Origin of the sequence: Edwardsiella anguillarum ET080813, from assembly GCF_000264765.2 — a bacterium.
GTDB lineage: Bacteria > Pseudomonadota > Gammaproteobacteria > Enterobacterales > Enterobacteriaceae > Edwardsiella > Edwardsiella anguillarum.
Genome location: NZ_CP006664.1, coordinates 538,188 through 558,194, shown reverse-complemented (window position 1 = coordinate 558,194; position 20,007 = coordinate 538,188). Strand labels below are relative to the sequence as shown.

The window sequence follows — 20,007 nt, the reverse complement described above, 5'->3', positions numbered from 1 at the left end:
ACGCTGTCAGGCGAGCGATAGCGCCACGCGGTGCTCGCCGCCCGTCTGCTGGCGATAGCTGCCGGGCGAGGTGCCGTAGCGGCGCTTAAAGGCCCGGCTGAAGGTCTGCTGGCTGTCAAAGCCGTACAGCAGCGTGATCTCCATAATCTTCTTATTGCTGCGCTGCAGCTCCGCCGCCGCCCGGATCAGGCGGCGTTTGCGCACATAGGCGGCCAGGCTGTAGCCAGTGACCTCTTTAAACAGGCGCTGCAGATACCATTTGGAATAACCCGCCCGCTCGGCGATATCGTCGATCAGAATGCGCCTGTCCAGATTCTGTTCTATCCACTGAATTAATGCGTCGATCAACAGCTGGTGTTGTCCCTGGGTTGTCATTGGGTGTCCCTCATCGCTGGCGTTGTGTGTGCCTGCCTCCATAGTAGCGGAACAAAAATAGAGAGACTTATACAAAAACTAAGGCTTCTTGTTGTTTTGTAAAGAAATGCCAGCCAGATGTTTCCAGGCGTAATAATGACGGCAATGGGGAGAGAATGTGGCGGACGCCGGCGAAGATCGGGTCTTCGCCGGGCGGTGGTTCGACGGTGTGATTAGGCGGTGGCGCTGGCCAGCTTGCTGGCGAAGCCGAGGAACATCAGACCGACCATGGAGTTCCCTAGGCGGGCCAGACGCTGTTTCTGTCCCAGAAAGTGGGCCAGCGCGGCGCCGGAGAAGATCAGAAATGTCATGTAGCAGATGCTGATGCACTCCAGGATGCTCGCCAGGATCAAAAACGAGAGCCCGGTGTGGGCGTAGTTCAGGTCGATAAACTGCACGAAGAAGGAGACATAGAACAGGATCGACTTAGGGTTGGTCAGGCTGAGCGTCAGCGCCTTACGGAAGGTATGGATGACCTCGATGCGCTCCTCGCTGGTCTGACGCGGGGTGTGGCGCAGGGTGGAGTAGAGGATTTTGATCCCCAGATAGAGCAGGTAGAGCGCCCCGAGCATTTTGATCAGATTAAACAGAAACGGGGAGGAGCGGATCAGCGACGCGATCCCTAAATAGGCCAGGAAGATCAGGACACCATCACCGATCAGCACTGCGCTGGCGGCCTTATACCCCTCGCGGATACCGCCGGTGATCCCGGTCTTGAGGACGAACAGCGTATTGGGGCCGGGGACCAGAATGATGAATATCGCACCCAGGACATATGTCCAGATATTGAGTACGCCAAAGCTTTCTAACACATCAACCTCGTTTTAGTTAGTGAGTTATGCGGGACTATTGCCTTAATAATGTTCGATTATTCTACACACTTTATGCGCCGAATGGCAGGGGCAAGATGCCGGTCGCGCGGCGACCTTGTTTCCGGCGCAGCCTCACCGTCAGGCCGGGCTGCGCACGGCCTGACGGGGCGGGTTTTCTCCGCGACGCCCGGGCGAGGGCGCTAGGCGGTACAGCAGTCGACGCTGGTCAAATGGTAGGTGCTGTGCAGATCGATCATTGCCGCCAGGCGGGCGTTGGCCTTCATCATCGCCTTGGGGCGCGATTCCGCGCTGATGACAAAGGCGCCTTGCTCTTTGCTGGCGGTGGTTTTCCCGGTGTTTTCCTCTCTCAGGGTGAGAATACGATCATAACGGCAGAGAAACTGTTGCATGTGTAGCCTCGAATGAATCGTCGGCGGGAGGCGACATCGCCACGGATGGCGGGTGCTCCCCGGTCCGAAACGCAGAAAAGTCCCGTGCGTTAAAAAAACGAGTGCCGGCGCGGCCGTGCACCGCCGCGATACCCGCGGGGTGCCTATGGGGAGGTAGAGATAATTTATTGTTTTTTCCCATATTGTTACCGACTCCGACCCGACGTGCCCCTGCCTAGCGCGGCGTGCAGCCCGCGCTGACGGGAGGCGGTGTTCCGCCGCTTCGCGGGACACTATTTAGTGCAATCATTATTACTTTAGCGAACATATAGATTTGTGAAATGCGTTGCAACCAGCCAGCGTCGCCGGTATTTCTTTGGCGGTCGGCGTAAGCACCGGCGTACATCTGTGGATATGCTTATTTACGCAAGTTTTCACCACATCTATGCGACGCCGGGCGTTGAAAGCCGGATTAAACCGGTGGCTTCGTGGAATATTTGCACAGCATATCTGCATAAAATTCCATAATTAGCAAAACTTATAACTATAAGCCGATTACGACAAATTCTATTGTCAGCGTTAATTTCTGGGTTTTGACTTGAACGCCAGATTTTATCGTGAGATTAATGGGGCGTCTTAGAACCAAAAGGTATAGGTTCTGTTTAATCCAAGGAGAAATATTATGTTAACGGCAATTTATTCTGGTTTTCGTGGTTCGATGCGTTGGGCTCTCATGCCGGCTTATCGTGGGCATGGTGATTATACTTTATTGTTTACAGTGGTGTTTTTCTTCGGAATGAGCCTGGTGCGTTCAATGGCCTGGGGAGAAATGGATAGCTGGTATCATGTATTTATTAATATTCCTCTGCTGATGATTTCTTATGCACTGGCGTGGATGGTGGAGCGTGCCATCAAGGAGTAACGGTTTATTAAACAGGTAAAGGTTGATTTAACCTCCCGCACAGTCTTCGGACGTTTCCCATGCCGCCTATGCCAGCGAGCCTAATGACATAGGCGGCATTATTTCATTCAATATATTTATATCCCTGCGTCGTATCTCCTCCTGCGCGATCGCGTCGCGTGCGCCTGACTACCGAGCATCGTCCTGAGCCTCTGCATCCGCGGACATCGCCACCGTCAGAGCGGCGCATTCATTGCCGTGGGCGGCGTTAAACTCGGCCCGCAGCGTCGCTATCGGCAGATGGCGGCCAATGATCACCAGCTGAGAGCGGCGCGGCTCGCCGGGCGGCCAGGGGGAGCCATAGTCAAAGCCGACCACCCGATGGATACCCTGCACCACCAGACGACGGGGCTGATCGGCGATGGCCAGCACCCCCTTATAGCGCAGCATATCGTTGCCGTGGCGTTCGACGCACCGCTCCATAAAGGCGCCGATACGCTGGAGATCCAGCTCTCCGCCCTCCAGCAGATGCGCCTGAATGGCGTCATCGACCGCGGTGGCGGGGGCCGGCACGGCGCGAAACGGCTGAAAGCGCGGCGTTGCCGCGGCGTGCGCCGTGACGATATGCAGCCCGCGGGAGACGCTGAGATCGTCGCTGAGGGTGAAGGCGTGCAGATCCAGCCACAGGGCCGCCGGACAGATGCCGTGCTCGACCTGATACAGCTCGGCCCGCGAGTTGATGCGCCGGACGCGGGCGATGACCGCCTCGCGCCGTGCGTCGTCGACCGTATCGGCCTTGGTCAGCAGGATGCGATCGGCAAACCCCAGCTGGGCGGCGGCGACGGGATGCTCGTCCAGCTGGCGCGCCAGGTGCTGACAGTCGGCCAGCGCGATCACCGCGTCCAGACGCAGGGCATCGCGCAGCGCGGGCTCGACAAAGAAGGTCTGCACGATCGGCGCGGGATCGGCCAGGCCGGTGCTTTCGATGATGATATGCTCAAACTGGAGCCGTCCGGCGCGGCGCGGCGCTGGGCCAGCAGATCGCTCAGCGCCGCGCGGAACTCACCGCGTACGCTGCAGCAGAGGCAGCCGTTGCTGAGCTCGGTGACCGACACCGACGCATCGGCCTCCAGCAGGGCGCCGTCGAGGTTGACGGCGCCAAACTCATTCTCCACGATGGCCAGACGCCGATCGGGGCCGCTGCGCAGATAGTGGTTGAGCAGGGTGGTTTTGCCGGCGCCGAGGAAGCCGGTCAACAGGGTAACGGAAACGGGGCTCTGCATGCTCTCTCCCGGGTTGGCGGGGCGCGCAGGCGCCCCGCGGATCAATAGCGCGGCGCTCCGTCGCTCAGCAGCAGCGGGTGCTGCCTTTGCCGCCGTAGCGGGCATCCTGGCGCTCGCGGAAAAAGTCCTCATAGCTCATCGGCGTCTGCTCGGGGTGCGTCAGCCGCATATGCTGGACATAGTTATCGTAATCGGGCACGCCGACCATCAGCTTGGCCGCCTGCCCGAGGTATTTACCGGCCTTGGCCAGAGTATCGAACATAGCGCCTCCTCCGTTGCGCCGCGCCGGCGCGCTGTCGCGACGCGGCGTGGCCACATTCACGCCTGACGCTGATGCTCAGGCAACCGATTATCCCCGTGCGACGGCGGCGTCATCGCCTGGTAGGGCACCTCATGCGCGCTGGGCTGCGGGTTACGCAGCGCGGACAGCGCCGTTTTCAGGGAGAACAGCCCCAGCACCACCACCACCACCATAAAGAACAGGGTCAGCCCGGCGTCCAGGCGGTTGTTAAAGACCAGCTGCGCCAGCTGCGACTGGGTGTACTGCGCCGGAATGGCGCCGCTGTCGATCATCGCCTGGAACTTGTTGGCGATGGCGAGGAAGCCGACCCGCGGATCGGCGCTGAAGGTTTTCTCCCAGCCGGCGCTCATGGTGCAGATCAGCAGCCAGGCGGTCGGCAGCAGAGCGACCCAGGCGTAGGCCTGGCGCTTCATGCGGAACAGCACCACGGCGCACAGCATCAGCGCCATGCCCGCCAGCATCTGATTGGCGATGCCGAACAGCGGCCACAGGGTATTGATCCCGCCGAGGGGGTCGACCACCCCCTGGTGGAGAAAGTAGCCCCAGGCCAGCACGCACAGCGCGGTCGCCAGCAGGTTGGCCGGCAGCGAGTCGGTCCTCTTCAGCGACGGCGAGATCACGCCCAGCAGATCCTGCAGCATAAAGCGCGCCGCCCGGGTGCCGGCATCGACGGCGGTCAGGATAAACAGCGCTTCGAACAGGATGGCGAAGTGATACCAGAAGGAGACATCCATCAGCCCGCCGAGGGCGCCGTGCAGAATATAGGCCATGCCGACCGCCAGGGTCGGCGCGCCGCCGGCGCGGGAGATAATGCTCTGTTCGCCCACCTCGTGGGCGATGGCGTTCAGGGCATCCGGCGTGATGTGGAAGCCCCAGCCGCTGACCACCTGGGCGGCGGAGGCCACCACGTCGGCGCTGCCGGCCGGCGCCAGGATCGCCAGCGGGCTGTTCATGGCAAAGTAGACCCCCGGATCGATGACGCAGGCGGCGACCAGCGCCATGATGGCGACAAAGGACTCCATCAGCATGCCGCCGTAGCCGATAAAGCAGGCCTGATCCTCATTGGCCAGCATTTTGGGGGTGGTCCCGGAGGCGATCAGGGCATGGAAACCGGAGACCGCCCCGCAGGCGATGGTGATAAACAGGAAGGGGAACAGATCCCCGGCCCAGACTGGCCCGCTGCCGTCGATAAAGCGGGTCAGCGCAGGCATCTGCAGGGTCGGGCGCATGATCAGGATGCCGATGGCCAGCCCGACGATGGTGCCGATCTTCAGAAAGGTGGAGAGGTAGTCGCGCGGCGCCAGCAGTAGCCATACCGGCAGTACCGAGGCGACAAAGCCGTAGCCGACCAGCATCCAGGTCAGCTGAACCCCGCTAAAGTCAAAATAGGGGCCCCAGACCGGGCTTTCGGCGACCCATCCGCCGGAGATGATGGCAAAGATCAGGCAGACCAGGCCAAGGATCGACACTTCGCCGATGCGTCCCGGCCGCAGGTAGCGGGTATAAATACCCATGAAGATCGCCAGCGGAATGGTGAAGGCGACGGTGTAGGTCCCCCACGGGCTGTGGGTCAGGGCCTTCACGACGATCATCGCCAGCACCGCCAGGATGATCACCATGATCATGAAGGTGGCGACCAGGGCGATCACCCCGGCGGTGTTGCCCATCTCGGTTTTCACCAGCTCTCCCAGCGAGCGGCCGTCGCGGCGGGTGGAGACGAACAGCACCATAAAGTCCTGCACTGCACCGGCCAGAACCACCCCCGCCAGCAGCCACAGCATGCCCGGCAGATAGCCCATCTGGGCGGCGAGCACCGGGCCGACCAGCGGACCGGCGCCGGCGATCGCGGCAAAGTGGTGGCCAAACAGCACCTTCTTATCGGTCGGGACATAGTCCAGGCCATCGTTGTGGCGCACCGCCGGCGTCATGCGTGTGGCATCGACCCCCAGCACGCGTTTGGCGATATAGAGCCCGTAGTAGCGGTAGGCGATCAGATAGACGCACACCGCCGCCACGACGATCCACAGCGCATTGATCTGCTCGCCGCGGTTTAGGGCGATGTAGCCGAGCGAGAAGGCGCCGAGGAGCGCCAGCGCGATCCAGAGGAGGTACTTACCAAGATTATCCATAACATTCCTTTTGCTTTTATTTTTCATGCACAGACAAATGGGTTTGCATATAAACAACAATGCCTATGAATAATAATGGAGCGCTCCGCTCGCGATGTTACATTTGGTAATGTTTTGTCGATCTTGCAGAAAGGATCACTGATTGCGCTTGTACAAGATGCAACGAGAGGCGTTATTGCGTGATAAACCCGCGGAAGAAGGCGCAGAAAATACAGGGCCATGGCGCGTCTCTCGTCGGATACGGCTATCGACCGCGCGCGTATTGGCGGCGAGAATTATCTGATTAATGGATATGCGATCGTAATCAATATGCCAACCGGCGCAGAAAAGCGCGGGGGAAAGGGGGAGGAAGAGGGGGAAGGAACAAGGTGCGAAGGCCGAGGGACATCGGCCTCCGAAACGGTAAACTCAGGCGTGGCTCAGCTCCAGAGGGCTTTCATAGCCGTGCGCCTGGGCATCGCGGATACAGTCGGCGCGTTGGCGAAAGGTGGCGCCAGAGCAGCAGATAATATATCCGGTCGACTCCACTTGGCACCAGCGCCACTGGCCATTGGCGGTGTTATAGAATTTCCAATAGGTTTCGTCTTGTACTTGATTCATTTTTTATAATCCGAAGATCGGTGTGCGGCTGACCGCAGGGGACAGGCGCGACGGTTAACGGCGTTGAGATAATCGCGGGCGGTATGAAAACGTGGGTTGCGCCGACGCGGCCCCTACCCGAACGGGAAACGCCGCGGCGTTTGCGCAACGCGCAGGGGGCATAGACGTGTAACGATTTTCACAGCCGGAAAGCGGCTTGAGCCGCCCTACGGTGCGCCGGGCGCGGTATTCCCGCATCGGCGCCGGCCATTTTACTCTGCGTGAGGGCGATCAACAATGTGCCATTGTTAACGGTTTATAAAAAATCATCTACTGTCCGCAGGCCGATGTGAAAAAGGTTGCGCCCGCGCGGTGCGGATGGATAGAGTTTGCGCAAACGCATCGGGGGCGAGCGCCGCTCGCCGCCGATGCGTCCAGGATGCGCTTTCGGGGATGTTTTCGCCGCGGGCAATGTTCTACCATAGCGCTACCCTATTTTTGACCTCGTTAAATGGAAGTCCAATGCGTCAATTAATCGTGCTGCTCCCCCTGGTGGCGATGCTGAGCGCCTGCAGCAGCCATAAACCGAAAACCGCGGCGCCGGAGACGGCGGAGCAGGCGCTGAGCCGTAGCCAGTCGGGGGGTTTTACGCTGGCGCCCGAGCACGCGCAGTATCAGCCGACCGGCGACTTTGTCCATAGCCCCGCCGCCGCCCAGTTTATCGATACGATGGTGCGTGAGCATGGATTCGAGCGCCGCCAGCTGGAGACGGTGCTGTCGCAGACCCAGCGCCTGGACTATGTGCTGCGCCTGATGGATCGGCAGGCGCCGACCAGCCGCCCGCCCGCCGGGCCAAACGGTGCCTGGCTGCGCTATCGCGACAAGTTTATTACGCCGGACAATATCCAGAACGGCGTGCAGTTTTATAACCAGTACTATGCCGAGCTGCTGCGGGCGCAGCAGATCTACGGGGTGCCGCCGGAGATCATCGTCGGTATCATCGGGGTTGAGACCCGCTGGGGACGGGTGATGGGCAAGACGCGCATCATCGATGCGCTGGCCACGCTGGCCTTCGCCTACCCGCGCCGCGCCGACTACTTTCGCAGCGAGCTGCAAACCTATCTGCTGATGGCGCGTGAGGAGGGTAAGGATCCGCTGACGCTGCGCGGCTCGTTCGCCGGCGCCATGGGCTACGGCCAGTTTATGCCCTCGGCGTTTCAGGCCTATGCGGTCGACTTCAACGGCGACGGCCACGTGAACCTGTGGGACCCGGTGGACGCTATCGGCAGCGTGGCCAGCTATTTTAAAGGGCACGGCTGGACGCCAGGCGCCGCGGTCGCGGTGCAGGCCAACGGCCAGGCGCCGGGGCTGGATAACGGCTTTAAGACCCGCTATTCGGTGAGCGAGCTGGCGCAGGCCGGACTATCGCCCCGGGGCGCGCTGGAGGACGGGCGCCAGGTCAGCCTGCTGCGCCTTGACGTCGGCAGCGGTTACCAGTACTGGTACGGCCTGTCCAACTTCTACACCATTACCCGCTATAACCACAGCACCCACTACGCCATGGCCGTATGGCAGCTGGGCGAGTCGGTGGTCCGCTCCGCGGGACGCTGATCCCGCCGTGTCCCCGCGCGGCGCCAGGGCCCGCCGCGGGGACGCTCTCTTCGCTGTCCCGTTTGCTTGCCGCCGCGGCGATACCTCGGCGCTTGCGCCGGCGTCGTCTTTATTTTAGTATTTACTTAATTAAGAGTTTACTAAAACAAAGGTGAGGCCGATGGATGAACGTCCCCCGCTACAGCAGCTGCAGGCTAGCGCCGATCGGGCGTCGGCGCTGCTGAAGGCCATGGGCCATCCCCAGCGTCTGCTGATCCTGTGCATTCTGCTGGAGCAGCCGCGCGCCGGGGCCGGCGAACTGGCCCGCGCCGTCGGCCTGACGCCTTCGGCGACCTCCCAGCATCTGGCCAGGATGCGCGCCGAAGGGCTGATCGCCAGTGAGCGGGAGGGCACCTACGTGCGATATAGGATCCACAACCCGGCGATCGCCCAGATCATCGCCACGCTCAAAACCCACTATTGCCCGTAACGGGAGGCAGCTATGCAGGTGAATACCCTTACACCGCGTCAGGCCAGCGAGATGCTGGCGCAGGGCGCCCGGCTGATCGATATCCGCGATGCGCAGGAGTATGCGCGTGAACACGTTGCCGAGGCGACGCTGGCGCCGCTCTCCGCCTGGCAGCAGGGGATGCCGCTGACGCCGCCGCCGTCGGGGGCGGTGATTTTTATGTGTCAGTCCGGGATGCGCTCGGATAGCAACGCGGCGCTGCTGGCCTCCCGCGTTGCGCCGGGTCAGGCCTATGTGATGCAGGGGGGGCTGGCGGCCTGGAAGCAGGCCGGTCTGCCGACGGTGGAGGATCGGCGTCAACCGCTACCGCTGATGCGTCAGGTGCAGATCGCCGCCGGTTCATTGGTGTTATTGGGGGTGATTCTGGGGTATGGCGTATCGGCGGGCTTTTTCCTGCTCTCCGCTTTTGTCGGCGCCGGTCTGCTGTTTGCCGGGATCAGCGGCTTTTGCGGTATGGCGCGTCTCCTGATGAAGATGCCGTGGAACCGCCGGATGAACCCGTAGCGATAACAGCACACCGCCCGGGTTATCCGGGCGGTGTGCTGTAGAGGGATAGGCACGCGGGATCAGTGCGTATCCGGGAAGGCGCGCTCGTCGCGGCGCGCCATCGCCTCGTACTCTGCCCACTTCAGATCGACCACCTGCTGGGCGATGGCCATCATGCGCTGCGCCTCCTGCGGGTGGGCGCGCATCAGCGCCTGGTAGCGGGTCTCATGCCGGCGGTACTCCAGCAGCGGCAGCGATGGACGCAGACTGTCGAGGAGGAACGGGTTGACATGCCGCTCCCGCAGCACCGGGTTATAGCGGATCAGCGGCCAGTGGCCGGCATAGACCGCGCGCTTCTGCTGCATCAGCCCCTGGCGCATGTCGATGCCATGGGCGATACAGTGGCTGTAGGCGATGATCAGCGACGGCCCCGGATAGGCCTCGGCCTCGCGTAGCACCTCCAGCGTTTGCTGCGGGTTGGCGCCGAAGGCGATGCGGGCCACGTAGACATCGCCATAGGCGATGGCCTGCAGGGCGATATCCTTCTTCGCCATCGTCTTGCCGCCGGCGGCAAACTTGGCCACGGCGCCCAGCGGAGTCGACTTGGACATCTGTCCGCCGGTGTTGGAGTAGACCTCGGTATCCATGACCAGTACGTTCACATCGCGCCCGGAGGCCAGCACGTGGTCCAGCCCGGAGGAGCCGATATCGTAGGCCCAGCCGTCGCCGCCGACGATCCACACCGAGCGGCGCACCAGGTGATCCAGCAGGCTCAGCAGGCTATCGATCTGCGCACCGCGCAGGCGGCTCAGGCGATCGCGCACCCGCTGCAGGCGGGCGCGTTGGGCGCAGATCTGGCTCTCCAGCTGCTGCGGGGCCTGCAGGATCTCGGCGACCAGATCGGCGCCGATCTGGGGCGCCAGCGCCTGGAGCTGACCCTGCGCCATCGCCAGGTGTTTATCGGCGGCCAGGCGGAAGCCCAGGCCGAATTCGGCGTTGTCCTCAAACAGCGAGTTGGACCAGGCCGGGCCCCGCCCTTCGGCGTTGTGGCTCCAGGGGGTGGTCGGCAGGTTACCGCCGTAGATAGAGGAGCAGCCGGTGGCGTTGGCCACCATCATCCGGTCACCGAATAGCTGGGTGAGGGTCTTCAGGTACGGCGTCTCGCCGCAGCCGCTGCAGGCGCCGGAGAACTCAAACAGCGGTTCAAGGAACTGCACCCCGCGCACGTTGGAGAAGTCGACCCGCGCCCGATCCGGCCACGGCAGATGCTCAAACCACGCCAGCGCCCGCTTTTCGGCCTCGAGCAGCGGCAGCTTGTCCTGCATGCTGATGGCCCGTTGGGGCTCCGCCTGACCCAGCTCGCTGTGGCGTACCGGGCAGGCTTCGACGCACAGTCCGCAGCCGGTGCAGTCCTCCGGGTAGACCTGCAGGGTATAGCGGGTCTCCGGGAAACCGCGCGCGCTGATCGGCGCAGAGCGGAACTCCTGCGGCGCACCGTCGAGCAGATCCTGATGATAAAACTTGGCGCGGATGGCGGCATGGGGGCAGACAAAGGCGCAGTTACCGCACTGGATGCATAGATCCGGGCGCCAGGCGGGGATCTCCAGGGCGATATTGCGTTTCTCAAAGCGGGTGGTGCCGGTGGGATAGGTGCCGTCGGCCGGCAGCAGGGAGACCGGAATCCGTTCGCCGCGGTCGAGCAGCATCGGCGCGGTGACCTCGCGTACGAAGCGCGGCGCCGCTGCCGGCAGGTGCCAACCCTGCTCTTCGGAGAGGGTGTCCGTCGCCGGCGGCGTCACCGCGTGCAGATGCTCCAGGGTTTTATCGACGGCCAGAAAGTTCTTCTGCACCACCTCCTCTCCCTTCTTCCCGTAGGTCTTGCGGATGCTGCTCTTGATGAGCGCGATCGCCTTCTCCTTCTCCATCACGCCGGAGAGGGCAAAAAAGCAGGTCTGCATGATGGTATTGATGCGGCTGCCCATGCCGACCTCCTGGGCGACCGCGGCGGCGTCGATGACGTAAAACGCCAGGGCTTTTGCGCGGATCTGGCGCTGCATCGTCGCCGGCAGATGGGACCAGACCGCCTCGGCCGGGTAGGGGCTGTTGAGCAGGAAGGTGGCGCCGGGCCGCGCGTGCTCCAGCATATCCAGCGTGTGGACAAAGTTGAACTGATGGCAGCCGATAAAGTTGGCGCTGCCGATCAGATAGGGGGAGTCGATGGGGCGTGGGCCAAAGCGCAGGTGCGAGGTGGTGCGCGATCCCGACTTGCGCGAGTCATAGACGAAGTAGCCCTGGGCGTAGAAGTCGGGCAGCCCGCCGATAATCTTGATGCTGTTCTTGTTGGCGCCGACGGTGCCGTCGGCGCCGAGGCCGAAGAACAGGGCGCGGATCTGATCGTCCGGCTCGGGCTTCCAGTCGGCGTCCCACGCCAGGCTCAGCCCGCCGACGTCGTCGTGGATGCCGATGGTAAAGAACGGACGTGCGCTGGCGGCCTGCTGCTGTTCGAACACGGCGCGCGCCATCGCCGGGGTGAACTCCTTGCTCGACAGGCCATAGCGCCCGCCGCTCAGGCGCGGCAGCGCGGCACGCAGACCGTGCTGTACCCCATAGACCAGGGTGGCCAGCACATCCTGATACAGCGGCTCGCCTTGGGCACCCGGCTCCTTGGTACGGTCGAGTACCGTTAGTATCTCGCAGCTGGCGGGCAGCGCCTGAAGGAAGGCCTCGCCGGGGAAGGGACGGTAGAGATGCAGCGTCAGTACCCCGTAGTGCTCACCGTCGCGGTTGAGCAGGGCCGCGGTTTGACGCAGGGTGGCGGAGGCGGAGCCCATCACCACTACCACGTGGCGGGCGTCGACCGGACCGTCGTACTCCACCAGGCGATAGCGGCGCCCGGTCAGCTCGGCAAAGCGGGCCATATGGCGCTCGACGATGCCCGGTATCCGCTGATAGTAGGCGTTGACGCTCTCGCGCCCCTGAAAATAGGTATCCGGGTTCTGCGCGGTGCCGCGCATCACCGGGCGGTCTGGATTCAGCGCGCGAGCGCGGTGGGCCAAAACCAGCTCGTCATCGATCATCTCGCGCAGATCGTCTTCGCTCAGCTTATGGATTTTGTTGACCTCGTGCGAGGTGCGGAAACCGTCGAAGAAGTGGACAAAGGGGATGCGTGACTCCAGGGTCGCCGCGTGGGCGATCAGCGCTAGATCCTGCGCCTGCTGCACCGAGGCGCTGCTCAGCATGGCAAAGCCGGTGCTGCGGGCCGCCATCACGTCTTGATGGTCGCCAAAGATCGACAGCCCCTGGGTGGCCAGGGAGCGGGAGGCGACGTGGAACACCGCGCTGGTCAGCTCGCCGGCGATTTTATACATATTGGGCAGCATCAACATCAGCCCCTGTGACGAGGTGAAGGTGGTGCTCAGGGCCCCCGCCTGCAGGGCGCCGTGTACCGTCCCGGCGGCGCCCCCCTCATGTTGCATCTCCATAATGGCGGGAACGCTGCCCCACAGGTTGGCGGTGTGGCGGCTGGCCCACTCGTCCGCCAGCTCCGCCATGGTAGAGCTGGGGGTGATGGGGTAAATCGCGCAGACCTCGCTCAGTTTATAGGCGACCCAGGCGGCGGCCTCATTACCGTCGACCATGACATCGTTATCCGGCTGGCTCATCGGGCGTTCTCCTCGGCAATCATTTCAATGGCATGGCAGGGACACTGCAGGTAGCAGGCCTGGCAACCGGTGCATTTAGCGTAATCGAAGCGGTAATGCAGCCCTTTGCCCAGCTTGATCACCGCCCCCTCCGGGCAGGCGCCGTAGCAGCCGTCGCACTCGAAGCAGTTGCCGCAGGAGTAGCAGCGGGCGGCCTCATAGGTGGCCTGTTCGCCGCTTAGGCCGCCGATGATCTCGTCGAATCCGGCGCGTTGTTCGGGGGAGACCTCCGGCTGGCGTGAGGCATCGGCATCGGTCTTGAACCACAGGTGCAGCCGGGGATACTCCAACGTCGCCCCGCTGGGCGCCTTGTGATAGGGGTGGCCACGCAGCCAGCCGTCGATGTGGCGCGCGGCCTTCTTGCCGTGGCCGGTGGCGATGGTGACGGTGCGCTCGGAGGGCACCATGTCGCCGCCGGCGAACAGCCCTGGCACGCCGGTCATCATATGTTCATCCACCTCGACGATGCCGTCCGGGCGTACGACGATCCCCGGAATCCGCGTCAGCACTCGGGTATCGACGTCCTGGCCCAGCGCCAGGATCAGGCTGTCGGCCTGCAGCGTCTCAAAGCGGCCGGTCGGCTGCGGGCGCCCCTGATCGTCGATGGTCATCTGCTCTACGGTAACGGTGGTGCTGTCGATGTTGCGGATGGTGCGCAGCCAGTTGATCTTGACCCCCTCCTCCATCGCTTCCTCCGCCTCAAAGGCGTGGGCCGGCATATGCGCCATGTCGCGGCGGTAGATGATCATCGCCTCATCGGCGCCGAGGCGTCGCGCGGTGCGCGCGGCGTCCATGGCGGTATTCCCCCCGCCGTAAATGGCGACCCGGCGCCCCAGCTTCGGCGCCTCACCGCGTTCGACGGCGGCCAGGTAGCCGACGGCGTCCAGGATTTTCCCCGCCTCACGCGCCGGAATATCGGTCTTCTTCGCCAGATGGGCGCCGATGGCCATAAAGACGGCGTCGAAGCCGCCGTCGCGCATCTCTTGCTGCACGTCGTCCACTTTATGGTTCAGGGTCAGGGTGATGCCGGTGGAGAGGAGGGTGTCGATTTCCCCGTCGAGGATGTCGCGCGGCATGCGGTAGGCGGGAATGCCGAAGCGCATCATCCCGCCGGGCATCGGCCCCGCCTCGCGGATCTCTACCCGGTGTCCCAGGCGGCGCAGGTGCCAGGCGCAGGAGAGACCGGAGGGGCCGGCGCCGATCACCAGCACCTTTTTACCGCTGTCGGCGGCGTCGATGCGGGGTGTCCAGCGCTGCTCCAGCGCCATGTCGCCCAGGAAACGCTCGACGGCGTGGATGCTGACTGGCTGATCGGCCTGCAGGCGATTGCAGGCCTGTTCGCAGGGATGGTAGCAGACGCGGCCGTGGATCGCCGGCATCGGGTTGTTGGCGATCAGGCTTTGCCAGGCCTCTTCATAGCGCTGTTCTTGCACCAGCGCCAGCCAGGCCTGGATGTTTTCCCCGGCGGGGCAGGCATGGTTACAGGGGGGCAGGGAGTCCCGATAGACAGGGCGTTGGCTGCGAATGGGGCCGGTGCCTGAGGCGGCGCCCAGATCCGGTGGCAGCGTCATATCTCGTTGATTTTTGCTCATCATATTGCTTCTTTATCAGTTGTTGTACAGGGAAAGAGACAACCGTAAAACAGACCGCCAGCGTCAGTGCGCGGCAGTCGGTGTCGAGTGATAAAAGAGAGCGGCCCGACGCGATTGGCGTGGCAAGCGGGTACGGGCGGCAAACAATAAAAATGAGATTGTGGATAAAATTACGCCAAACTGGCGGGTAAAAATTGCGCCAGATCAATAATGGCGCCATTTATGACGCCGCGATGGCGTGGATAATTTGACTGAAAGGGATAATGGTGATGGATATCAATAAGATGTTTTTATCTCTAGCGCTAAAAACAGAACGATACAGATTAGTGCTTTATTTAATTAGAATAAATCATATAAACAATGGCTATTGCGTGCGTAGGATATTGATCTCCCTACAATATTATGTTCTGGCTAAATAAGCCTGTACATAGATTTGTGTAATTGCATGATTTTTATATGTTCAATCCAATATCAAAAACAGGTTAATTTATGGATGAAAAACTGAACCGTACCGGATTTTTGGGAGACTAAACTCTCAATGAAAGGAGACCCGATATGACATCGAAATCATCCAAGTGTTACTCCCCCGAGCTCCGTGAGCGGCCAGTCAAAATGCTGATAGAGCAGCGGGATAGTTATCCTTCTGAACATGCTGCTATCAAATCCATCGCCCCTAAAATCGGCTGTAGCACCGACACCCTACGCTATTGACTTCGTCAGCATGAACGCGATGTTGGCGGTGGTGATGATGGACTCACGACTGCCGAACGCCAACGACTGAAAGAATTAGAGTGCGAAAACCGCGAGCTGCGCCGCAGCAATGAAATTTTGCGACAGGCTTCGTCCGTCTGTGAAAAAATAGTGCCGCTGCTGAATACCCTCAGCGGTAGTCATAGGGTTGGACCGGTATGCCATGAGCTGAATATCGCCCCGTCGACATACTACCGGCACTGTGAATATTGCCAGCATCCAGAGAAACGTAGTTATCGTTATCGCAGTGACAAGCTGCTGATACCGGAAATACAGCGGGTGTATGACGAAAACTACGGTGTCTATGCCATCCGCAAGGTCTGGCATCAATTGCGGCGCGAGGATCTCATCGTAGCTAAATAGCTGCGCGGAATAGTAGATCACTTTGAGGGAACTCAGCCCGGATTGTGCGATCCGATCAATCGCCAAACCAATCAAAATCACCAACCGGATTGAGCGATGCCGATCATAGCACCCATTCCCCGAACTGAACGACGCCTGATGCAGAAAGCTATCCATAAAACGCGTGACAAAAACCATGCCGCAGGCTGACCGCCATGCTGATACTGCATCGGGGCGACCGCGTCAGCGACGTTGCCAGAACGCTCTGCTGCGCCCGCTCATCGGTGGGACGCTGGATTAACTGGTTCACGCTGTCGGGTATTGAAGGACTGAAATCATTACCCGCCGGGCGTTCCCGCCGTTGGCCGTTCAAGCATATCTGCTCGCTGTTACGTGAGCTGGTAAAACACTCTCCCGGCGATTTTGGCTACCAGCGTTAACGCTGGAGTACAGAACTTCTTGCAATAAAAATCAACGAGATAACCGGATGCCAGTGACATGCCGGAACCGTTCGCCGCTGGTTGCCCTCTGCGGCTCTGGTATGGCGCAGGGCAGCACCAACCCTGCGTATCCGCGCCCCGCATAAGGATGAAAAGATGGTGGCAATCCATAAAGCGCTGGGCGGATGCAGCGCAGAGAATCCCGTCTTTTATGAAGATGAAGTAGATATCTATCTTAATCTCAAAATCGGTGCAGACTGGCAGGTACGCGGACAACAAAAATGCGTGGTAACACCAGGGCAGAATGAAAAATACTATCTGGCCGGAGCGCTGCACTGCGGTACGGGCAAAGTCAGCGACGTGGGCGGTAGCAGCAAAAGCTCAGCCTTATTTGTCAGCTTGTTAAAGTATCTTAAAGCGATGTATCGGCGGGCAAAAACGATAACGCTCATCGTGGATAACTACATTATCCATAAAAGTCGGGAAACGCAGCGCTGGCTGAAGCAAAATCCGCAGTTCAGGATAATTTACCAGCCAGTTTACTCGCCGTGGGTGAATCATGTTGAGCGGCTATGGCAGGCGCTTCACGACACGATAACTCGTAATCATCAGTGCCGTTCAATGTGGAACCTGTTGAGAAAGGTAAGACATTTTATGGAAACCGTCAGTCCATTCCCCGGAGGAAACATGGTCTGGCAAAAGTGTAGCGGTATTAGGCGCAGCTATTTAGATGCACGGTGGCGCGGTTAATGAAGGCAATAGGCCTCGCGGGTGTGCTGTGAGGCAAAAGGGTGCGTACCACTGTCAGTCGTAGGGTAGAGGCCGCACATGACTGGGTAAACCGTCAATTCGTGGCAGAACGGCCGGATCAGCTGTGGGTGACAGGTCAGCACTTGGCAAAGCTTCGCTTATGTGGCGTTTATCATTGATGTATTCGCCTGAATTATCTGGGGTGAAAGTGTCATCATCAATGGAGACAGCGTTCGTACTGGACGCACTGGAGCGGGCGCTGTGGGCCCGGTGGCCGTCAAGAACCATTCATCACAGCGTCAAAGGCACGCAGTATTACACATAGCGGCTACAGGAAGTGGAACTTTTGGCTTCAACGGGCAGTACGGGTGACTCTTATGATAACGTCATGGCCGAAAGTATCAACGCTCTGTATAGAGCTGGAAAAACTGACAGGCAGTGGAGCAGACCACACTGGCGTGGGTGGACTGGTACAACAATCGTTGGTTGCTTAAGCGGCTTGGTAACATCCCGCCCGCTGAAGCAGAAAAAGTGTATCACGCTTCCATCGGGAACGACGCTATGGCAGCCTGAGCTCCCGCACTTAACTTGCTCCCACAAAACCGGTATGGTTCAAACGTTATAACTCTCTGCGTGCGGAAGGTGGTATACGCACCGGCATGAACCTGCCGCTGAGCCGCGTCGAGCTGTTGCCTTATATTACGATAGCCGGTATCCATGAGTTTATGGATAACAACGACGCCAGCATTAACGGGGCACACACGTTCAATAACGCGATTAACACCAGCGGTATGCGTTACGGCGCCGGCTTAGGCACCAAGTTCTCGAAACAACTGAGCGGCAACGTGAATGTGGATTATATCCGTAGTAAGGATACGGAGCAGAAATGAGGTGTGACGGCAGGATGGATTCAGCTATAGTTTCTGATTTCGTGGGGCTGAACCTTCCCGTCATGGCGGGAAGGTTCATTTTCCCCTATTGGATCAGCCGGATAACCCACCCCTGCAGGCTGGACATCTATGGTATAAACAAGTTATAGGGAGATCACTAAAAGTGTATATTTAAAACATTACCCTATGCGATTAATGGTTTTATCAAGGGTAGTGATAAAATATTTAAAGGGTTATCCCACTAAAGGAATCGTGAGTAGGGAAATTGGATACATGGACTAAGGGGGCTCATTCAATTAGTTCTAAAGATATTAAATCTGAAAAGAGTATAAGTTGAATATATTTCTTTAGACAATAAGATGTCAATTATAGAAAACTCGAACATAATAAAACAGACCAATAAATAAAATCACTCCAACTATTTAGCTAAAGCGTCATTTCAATTTTACATTCTTGAAGCCTCCATCTTTCATAGGCCTTAGTTAAATTAAAACGCTGAACAATCAACAAGATAAAACGCTCACCATTACCTATCGTAGAAATATTAGAAACCTATTGTTATAATCCAATTAATTATATGAATTAATGCTGACATTATATTTTTGATGATATCAGTATGAATGCCCCCTGTCCTGTTTACTCTTGTCGAGCCTTATAAACGTATGTTAAAGACCTTTAATATAAATTTATATTGTTCCAGTACTAATTATTTATGATGGAGTAGACATGATGTCTTTTGCGAAAAAACTGGCCTTAGTCACGCTACTGGCCGCCCCCCTGTATGCCTCTGCCGTGGTCACTAACGGTCAGCTGACCTTTACCTGGCAGGGGACCATTCCCGCCCAGAAGTTAGCCTCCGACTGGAAGTTCGTCGATGCCCTGGGGGCCGATTTTATTCCCGCCCCCCAGACGCTTACCACCGCGGTTGACACAAACGACAAGCTGACATTGACCACCACTTCTCCCGTCACCTTTTATATCCAATCCGATAGCAATATTAACGGTATCAACGCCTATCTGGCCTCTGCTCCCATCGCCGTCGGGTTTAAGGGGAGCCGTCAGCTGGCTTTGCAGGACACCGCGGCCGCGCCCGGGGATAACCAGGTCTTAATTACTATTAACGGCGAACCTCTCAAAGTGGGGAACTCAGACGCCATCACCGTCACCGGTGCGGGAAATGATCGTCCTATCAACCTTGGCCTGTATGCTAAAGCAACCCGTGATGCCTATGATGCCGGCAGCAGCGTCAGCTTTACCACGCCGGTGGTTTTCGCGGTTGATTTGGTCACTACACCTACGCCTTAATCATTTAAGTCCCGCTCGAGGATTTAATCCTACCCGGCGATAACAATACCAATATCGCCGGGTAATTTGTCGCTGTCTCCAGGGTGATTTCAATGTACAAGTGGATCCTGCCATTCTTATTTATCATCAATCATGCCTATGCCTTCACCGTTGATTCCATGTTTAAGGTGGACAGTGAAAACAGCCGTTACTTTACCTTAAAAAACCCGGATGACGAGCCGGTTTACCTTGCGGTCTCATTAAGCGAATTACAGCGTGCGGGGAATGGGCGTTATCAGGAGAGCGCGCTCTCCACGGATGATTTTTTAACATGGCCGCTCTATATTGATCCGATGGATATCGTTATTGACGCTAAGGGGGAATTACGTGTCTCGGTTATCCGTACCGCTCAAATTACCCCGCACGACCGTATTATTGGCGTCAGCTTTATTCCCGACAGTTTACGCCAGCAGGAGCAGGGCGAAAAAAGCAATGTCGCCATCGCCATTGGCTATAAGTCGTGGTATCTGATCCCCGGTAGCCAGCGTATTACCGGAGAGCCACACGCCTGGCTAAGTAACCAGAAGATTAACTTCAGTAACCCGACCAATAAGGTATTGCGCCTGATCCTGGATGTCTGTCCCGCCGCAGACAGGAAAGCCGACAGTGGCTCCTGCTACAGCGAAGCCATCTTACTCCCCGGCAATGACAAGCAGATTACTGTCCCGGCCACTGCCGATCTGAGCCGGGGTAAGGTGACCTTTTTTGACCTTGCTGACCAGTATAAAAAGGAGATTGCCCTGCGCCCGGCCAGATAAGGAAATTACCCATCGTCTGTCAGACAG

The 20,007-nt window shown here is 59.2% G+C and carries 16 protein-coding genes and 4 pseudogenes; 10 read left to right on the top strand and 10 right to left on the bottom strand.

All coding sequences use genetic code 11. From position 1 onward, the window contains the following. Window positions 1–6: 6 nt before the first annotated feature. The 3 genes from ETEE_RS02560 to ETEE_RS02550 form a co-directional block, all read right to left on the bottom strand. Window positions 7–375 (bottom strand): helix-turn-helix domain-containing protein, encoded by a 369-nt coding sequence (locus ETEE_RS02560; RefSeq protein ID WP_034165732.1) that lies wholly within the window; start codon window positions 373–375, stop codon window positions 7–9. A 212-nt stretch (window positions 376–587) separates the two neighbouring features. Continuing rightward, a complete protein-coding gene (leuE, locus tag ETEE_RS02555) occupies window positions 588–1,226 on the bottom strand; it encodes a leucine efflux protein LeuE (protein ID WP_034165731.1) in 639 nt (212 codons plus the stop codon). Window positions 1,227–1,426: 200 nt separating this feature from the next. Then, the gene (locus ETEE_RS02550; protein WP_015462049.1) at window positions 1,427–1,636 is read right to left on the bottom strand and encodes a hypothetical protein; all 210 of its coding nucleotides are present in this window, start codon (window positions 1,634–1,636) and stop codon (window positions 1,427–1,429) included. Window positions 1,637–2,297: 661 nt separating this feature from the next. Between ETEE_RS02550 and ETEE_RS02545 the strand changes: the two genes are divergently transcribed. Next, the gene (locus ETEE_RS02545; RefSeq protein ID WP_034165730.1) at window positions 2,298–2,537 is read left to right on the top strand and encodes a hypothetical protein; all 240 of its coding nucleotides are present in this window, start codon (window positions 2,298–2,300) and stop codon (window positions 2,535–2,537) included. Between the two features lie 168 nt (window positions 2,538–2,705). Here ETEE_RS02545 and ETEE_RS22180 read toward each other — a convergent pair whose 3' ends face one another. The 5 genes from ETEE_RS22180 to ETEE_RS02525 form a co-directional block, all read right to left on the bottom strand. Further along, the gene (locus tag ETEE_RS22180; RefSeq protein ID WP_265102055.1) at window positions 2,706–3,467 is read right to left on the bottom strand and encodes a CobW family GTP-binding protein; all 762 of its coding nucleotides are present in this window, start codon (window positions 3,465–3,467) and stop codon (window positions 2,706–2,708) included. Then, window positions 3,410–3,799, bottom strand: a complete 390-nt coding sequence (locus ETEE_RS21770; protein WP_265102054.1) for a GTP-binding protein — start codon at window positions 3,797–3,799, stop codon at window positions 3,410–3,412. Before ETEE_RS21770 ends, ETEE_RS22180 begins: the two co-directional genes overlap by 58 nt. A 64-nt stretch (window positions 3,800–3,863) precedes the next feature. Next, window positions 3,864–4,061: a YbdD/YjiX family protein gene (locus ETEE_RS02535; RefSeq protein ID WP_015462047.1), complete on the bottom strand. Its 198-nt coding sequence runs from the start codon at window positions 4,059–4,061 to the stop codon at window positions 3,864–3,866. 56 nt (window positions 4,062–4,117) lie between these two features. Beyond that, window positions 4,118–6,229, bottom strand: a complete 2,112-nt coding sequence (gene cstA, locus ETEE_RS02530; protein WP_034165728.1) for a pyruvate/proton symporter CstA — start codon at window positions 6,227–6,229, stop codon at window positions 4,118–4,120. Window positions 6,230–6,637: 408 nt separating this feature from the next. Further along, a complete protein-coding gene (locus ETEE_RS02525) occupies window positions 6,638–6,829 on the bottom strand; it encodes a hypothetical protein (protein ID WP_034165727.1) in 192 nt (63 codons plus the stop codon). A 501-nt stretch (window positions 6,830–7,330) separates the two neighbouring features. Between ETEE_RS02525 and mltB the strand changes: the two genes are divergently transcribed. The 3 genes from mltB to ETEE_RS02510 all read left to right on the top strand — a co-directional run bounded on the left by mltB (window position 7,331) and on the right by ETEE_RS02510 (window position 9,431). Continuing rightward, window positions 7,331–8,419 (top strand): lytic murein transglycosylase B, encoded by a 1,089-nt coding sequence (mltB, locus tag ETEE_RS02520; protein WP_034165726.1) that lies wholly within the window; start codon window positions 7,331–7,333, stop codon window positions 8,417–8,419. Window positions 8,420–8,579: 160 nt separating this feature from the next. Further along, window positions 8,580–8,888, top strand: coding sequence for an ArsR/SmtB family transcription factor (locus ETEE_RS02515; protein WP_034165725.1), 309 nt, complete (start codon window positions 8,580–8,582; stop codon window positions 8,886–8,888). Window positions 8,889–8,900: 12 nt separating this feature from the next. Beyond that, window positions 8,901–9,431 (top strand): rhodanese family protein, encoded by a 531-nt coding sequence (locus ETEE_RS02510; RefSeq protein WP_034165724.1) that lies wholly within the window; start codon window positions 8,901–8,903, stop codon window positions 9,429–9,431. Window positions 9,432–9,493: 62 nt separating this feature from the next. On the opposite strand, the gene nifJ is transcribed toward ETEE_RS02510, so the two are convergent. Further along, window positions 9,494–13,075: a pyruvate:ferredoxin (flavodoxin) oxidoreductase gene (gene nifJ, locus ETEE_RS02505; RefSeq protein WP_034165722.1), complete on the bottom strand. Its 3,582-nt coding sequence runs from the start codon at window positions 13,073–13,075 to the stop codon at window positions 9,494–9,496. Beyond that, a complete protein-coding gene (locus tag ETEE_RS02500; RefSeq protein WP_081926390.1) occupies window positions 13,072–14,709 on the bottom strand; it encodes an NAD(P)-binding protein in 1,638 nt (545 codons plus the stop codon). Before ETEE_RS02500 ends, nifJ begins: the two co-directional genes overlap by 4 nt. A gap of 552 nt (window positions 14,710–15,261) precedes the next feature. On the opposite strand from ETEE_RS02500, the pseudogene ETEE_RS21765 reads away from it, so the two are divergent. The 6 genes and pseudogenes from ETEE_RS21765 to ETEE_RS02470 all read left to right on the top strand — a co-directional run. Next, a pseudogene (locus tag ETEE_RS21765) lies at window positions 15,262–15,816 on the top strand (hypothetical protein); the annotation flags it as partial. Window positions 15,817–15,915: 99 nt separating this feature from the next. Then, a pseudogene (locus tag ETEE_RS19385) lies at window positions 15,916–16,945 on the top strand (IS630 family transposase). Window positions 16,946–16,966: 21 nt separating this feature from the next. Next, window positions 16,967–17,561 (top strand): annotated as a pseudogene (locus ETEE_RS20965) (DDE-type integrase/transposase/recombinase); the annotation flags it as partial. 53 nt (window positions 17,562–17,614) lie between these two features. Beyond that, a pseudogene (locus ETEE_RS02485) lies at window positions 17,615–17,878 on the top strand (autotransporter outer membrane beta-barrel domain-containing protein); the annotation flags it as partial. A gap of 726 nt (window positions 17,879–18,604) precedes the next feature. Next, window positions 18,605–19,183: a hypothetical protein gene (locus ETEE_RS20760; RefSeq protein ID WP_049703852.1), complete on the top strand. Its 579-nt coding sequence runs from the start codon at window positions 18,605–18,607 to the stop codon at window positions 19,181–19,183. A gap of 92 nt (window positions 19,184–19,275) precedes the next feature. Then, window positions 19,276–19,980: a fimbrial biogenesis chaperone gene (locus tag ETEE_RS02470; RefSeq protein WP_034166083.1), complete on the top strand. Its 705-nt coding sequence runs from the start codon at window positions 19,276–19,278 to the stop codon at window positions 19,978–19,980. Window positions 19,981–20,007: the final 27 nt, after the last annotated feature.

Excerpts from the sequence above, each read along its gene's own strand:
- ETEE_RS02560 (WP_034165732.1), bottom strand. The coding sequence starts at position 375 with ATGACAACCCAGGGACAACACCAGCTGTTGATCGACGCATTAATTCAG.
- ETEE_RS02550 (WP_015462049.1), bottom strand. The coding sequence starts at position 1,636 with ATGCAACAGTTTCTCTGCCGTTATGATCGTATTCTCACCCTGAGAGAG.
- ETEE_RS02545 (WP_034165730.1), top strand. The coding sequence starts at position 2,298 with ATGTTAACGGCAATTTATTCTGGTTTTCGTGGTTCGATGCGTTGGGCT.
- ETEE_RS21770 (WP_265102054.1), bottom strand. The coding sequence starts at position 3,799 with ATGCAGAGCCCCGTTTCCGTTACCCTGTTGACCGGCTTCCTCGGCGCC.
- ETEE_RS02535 (WP_015462047.1), bottom strand. The coding sequence starts at position 4,061 with ATGTTCGATACTCTGGCCAAGGCCGGTAAATACCTCGGGCAGGCGGCC.
- cstA (WP_034165728.1), bottom strand. The coding sequence starts at position 6,229 with ATGGATAATCTTGGTAAGTACCTCCTCTGGATCGCGCTGGCGCTCCTC.
- ETEE_RS02525 (WP_034165727.1), bottom strand. The coding sequence starts at position 6,829 with ATGAATCAAGTACAAGACGAAACCTATTGGAAATTCTATAACACCGCC.
- mltB (WP_034165726.1), top strand. The coding sequence starts at position 7,331 with ATGCGTCAATTAATCGTGCTGCTCCCCCTGGTGGCGATGCTGAGCGCC.
- ETEE_RS02515 (WP_034165725.1), top strand. The coding sequence starts at position 8,580 with ATGGATGAACGTCCCCCGCTACAGCAGCTGCAGGCTAGCGCCGATCGG.
- ETEE_RS02510 (WP_034165724.1), top strand. The coding sequence starts at position 8,901 with ATGCAGGTGAATACCCTTACACCGCGTCAGGCCAGCGAGATGCTGGCG.
- nifJ (WP_034165722.1), bottom strand. The coding sequence starts at position 13,075 with ATGAGCCAGCCGGATAACGATGTCATGGTCGACGGTAATGAGGCCGCC.
- ETEE_RS02500 (WP_081926390.1), bottom strand. The coding sequence starts at position 14,709 with ATGATGAGCAAAAATCAACGAGATATGACGCTGCCACCGGATCTGGGC.
- ETEE_RS20760 (WP_049703852.1), top strand. The coding sequence starts at position 18,605 with ATGATGTCTTTTGCGAAAAAACTGGCCTTAGTCACGCTACTGGCCGCC.
- ETEE_RS02470 (WP_034166083.1), top strand. The coding sequence starts at position 19,276 with ATGTACAAGTGGATCCTGCCATTCTTATTTATCATCAATCATGCCTAT.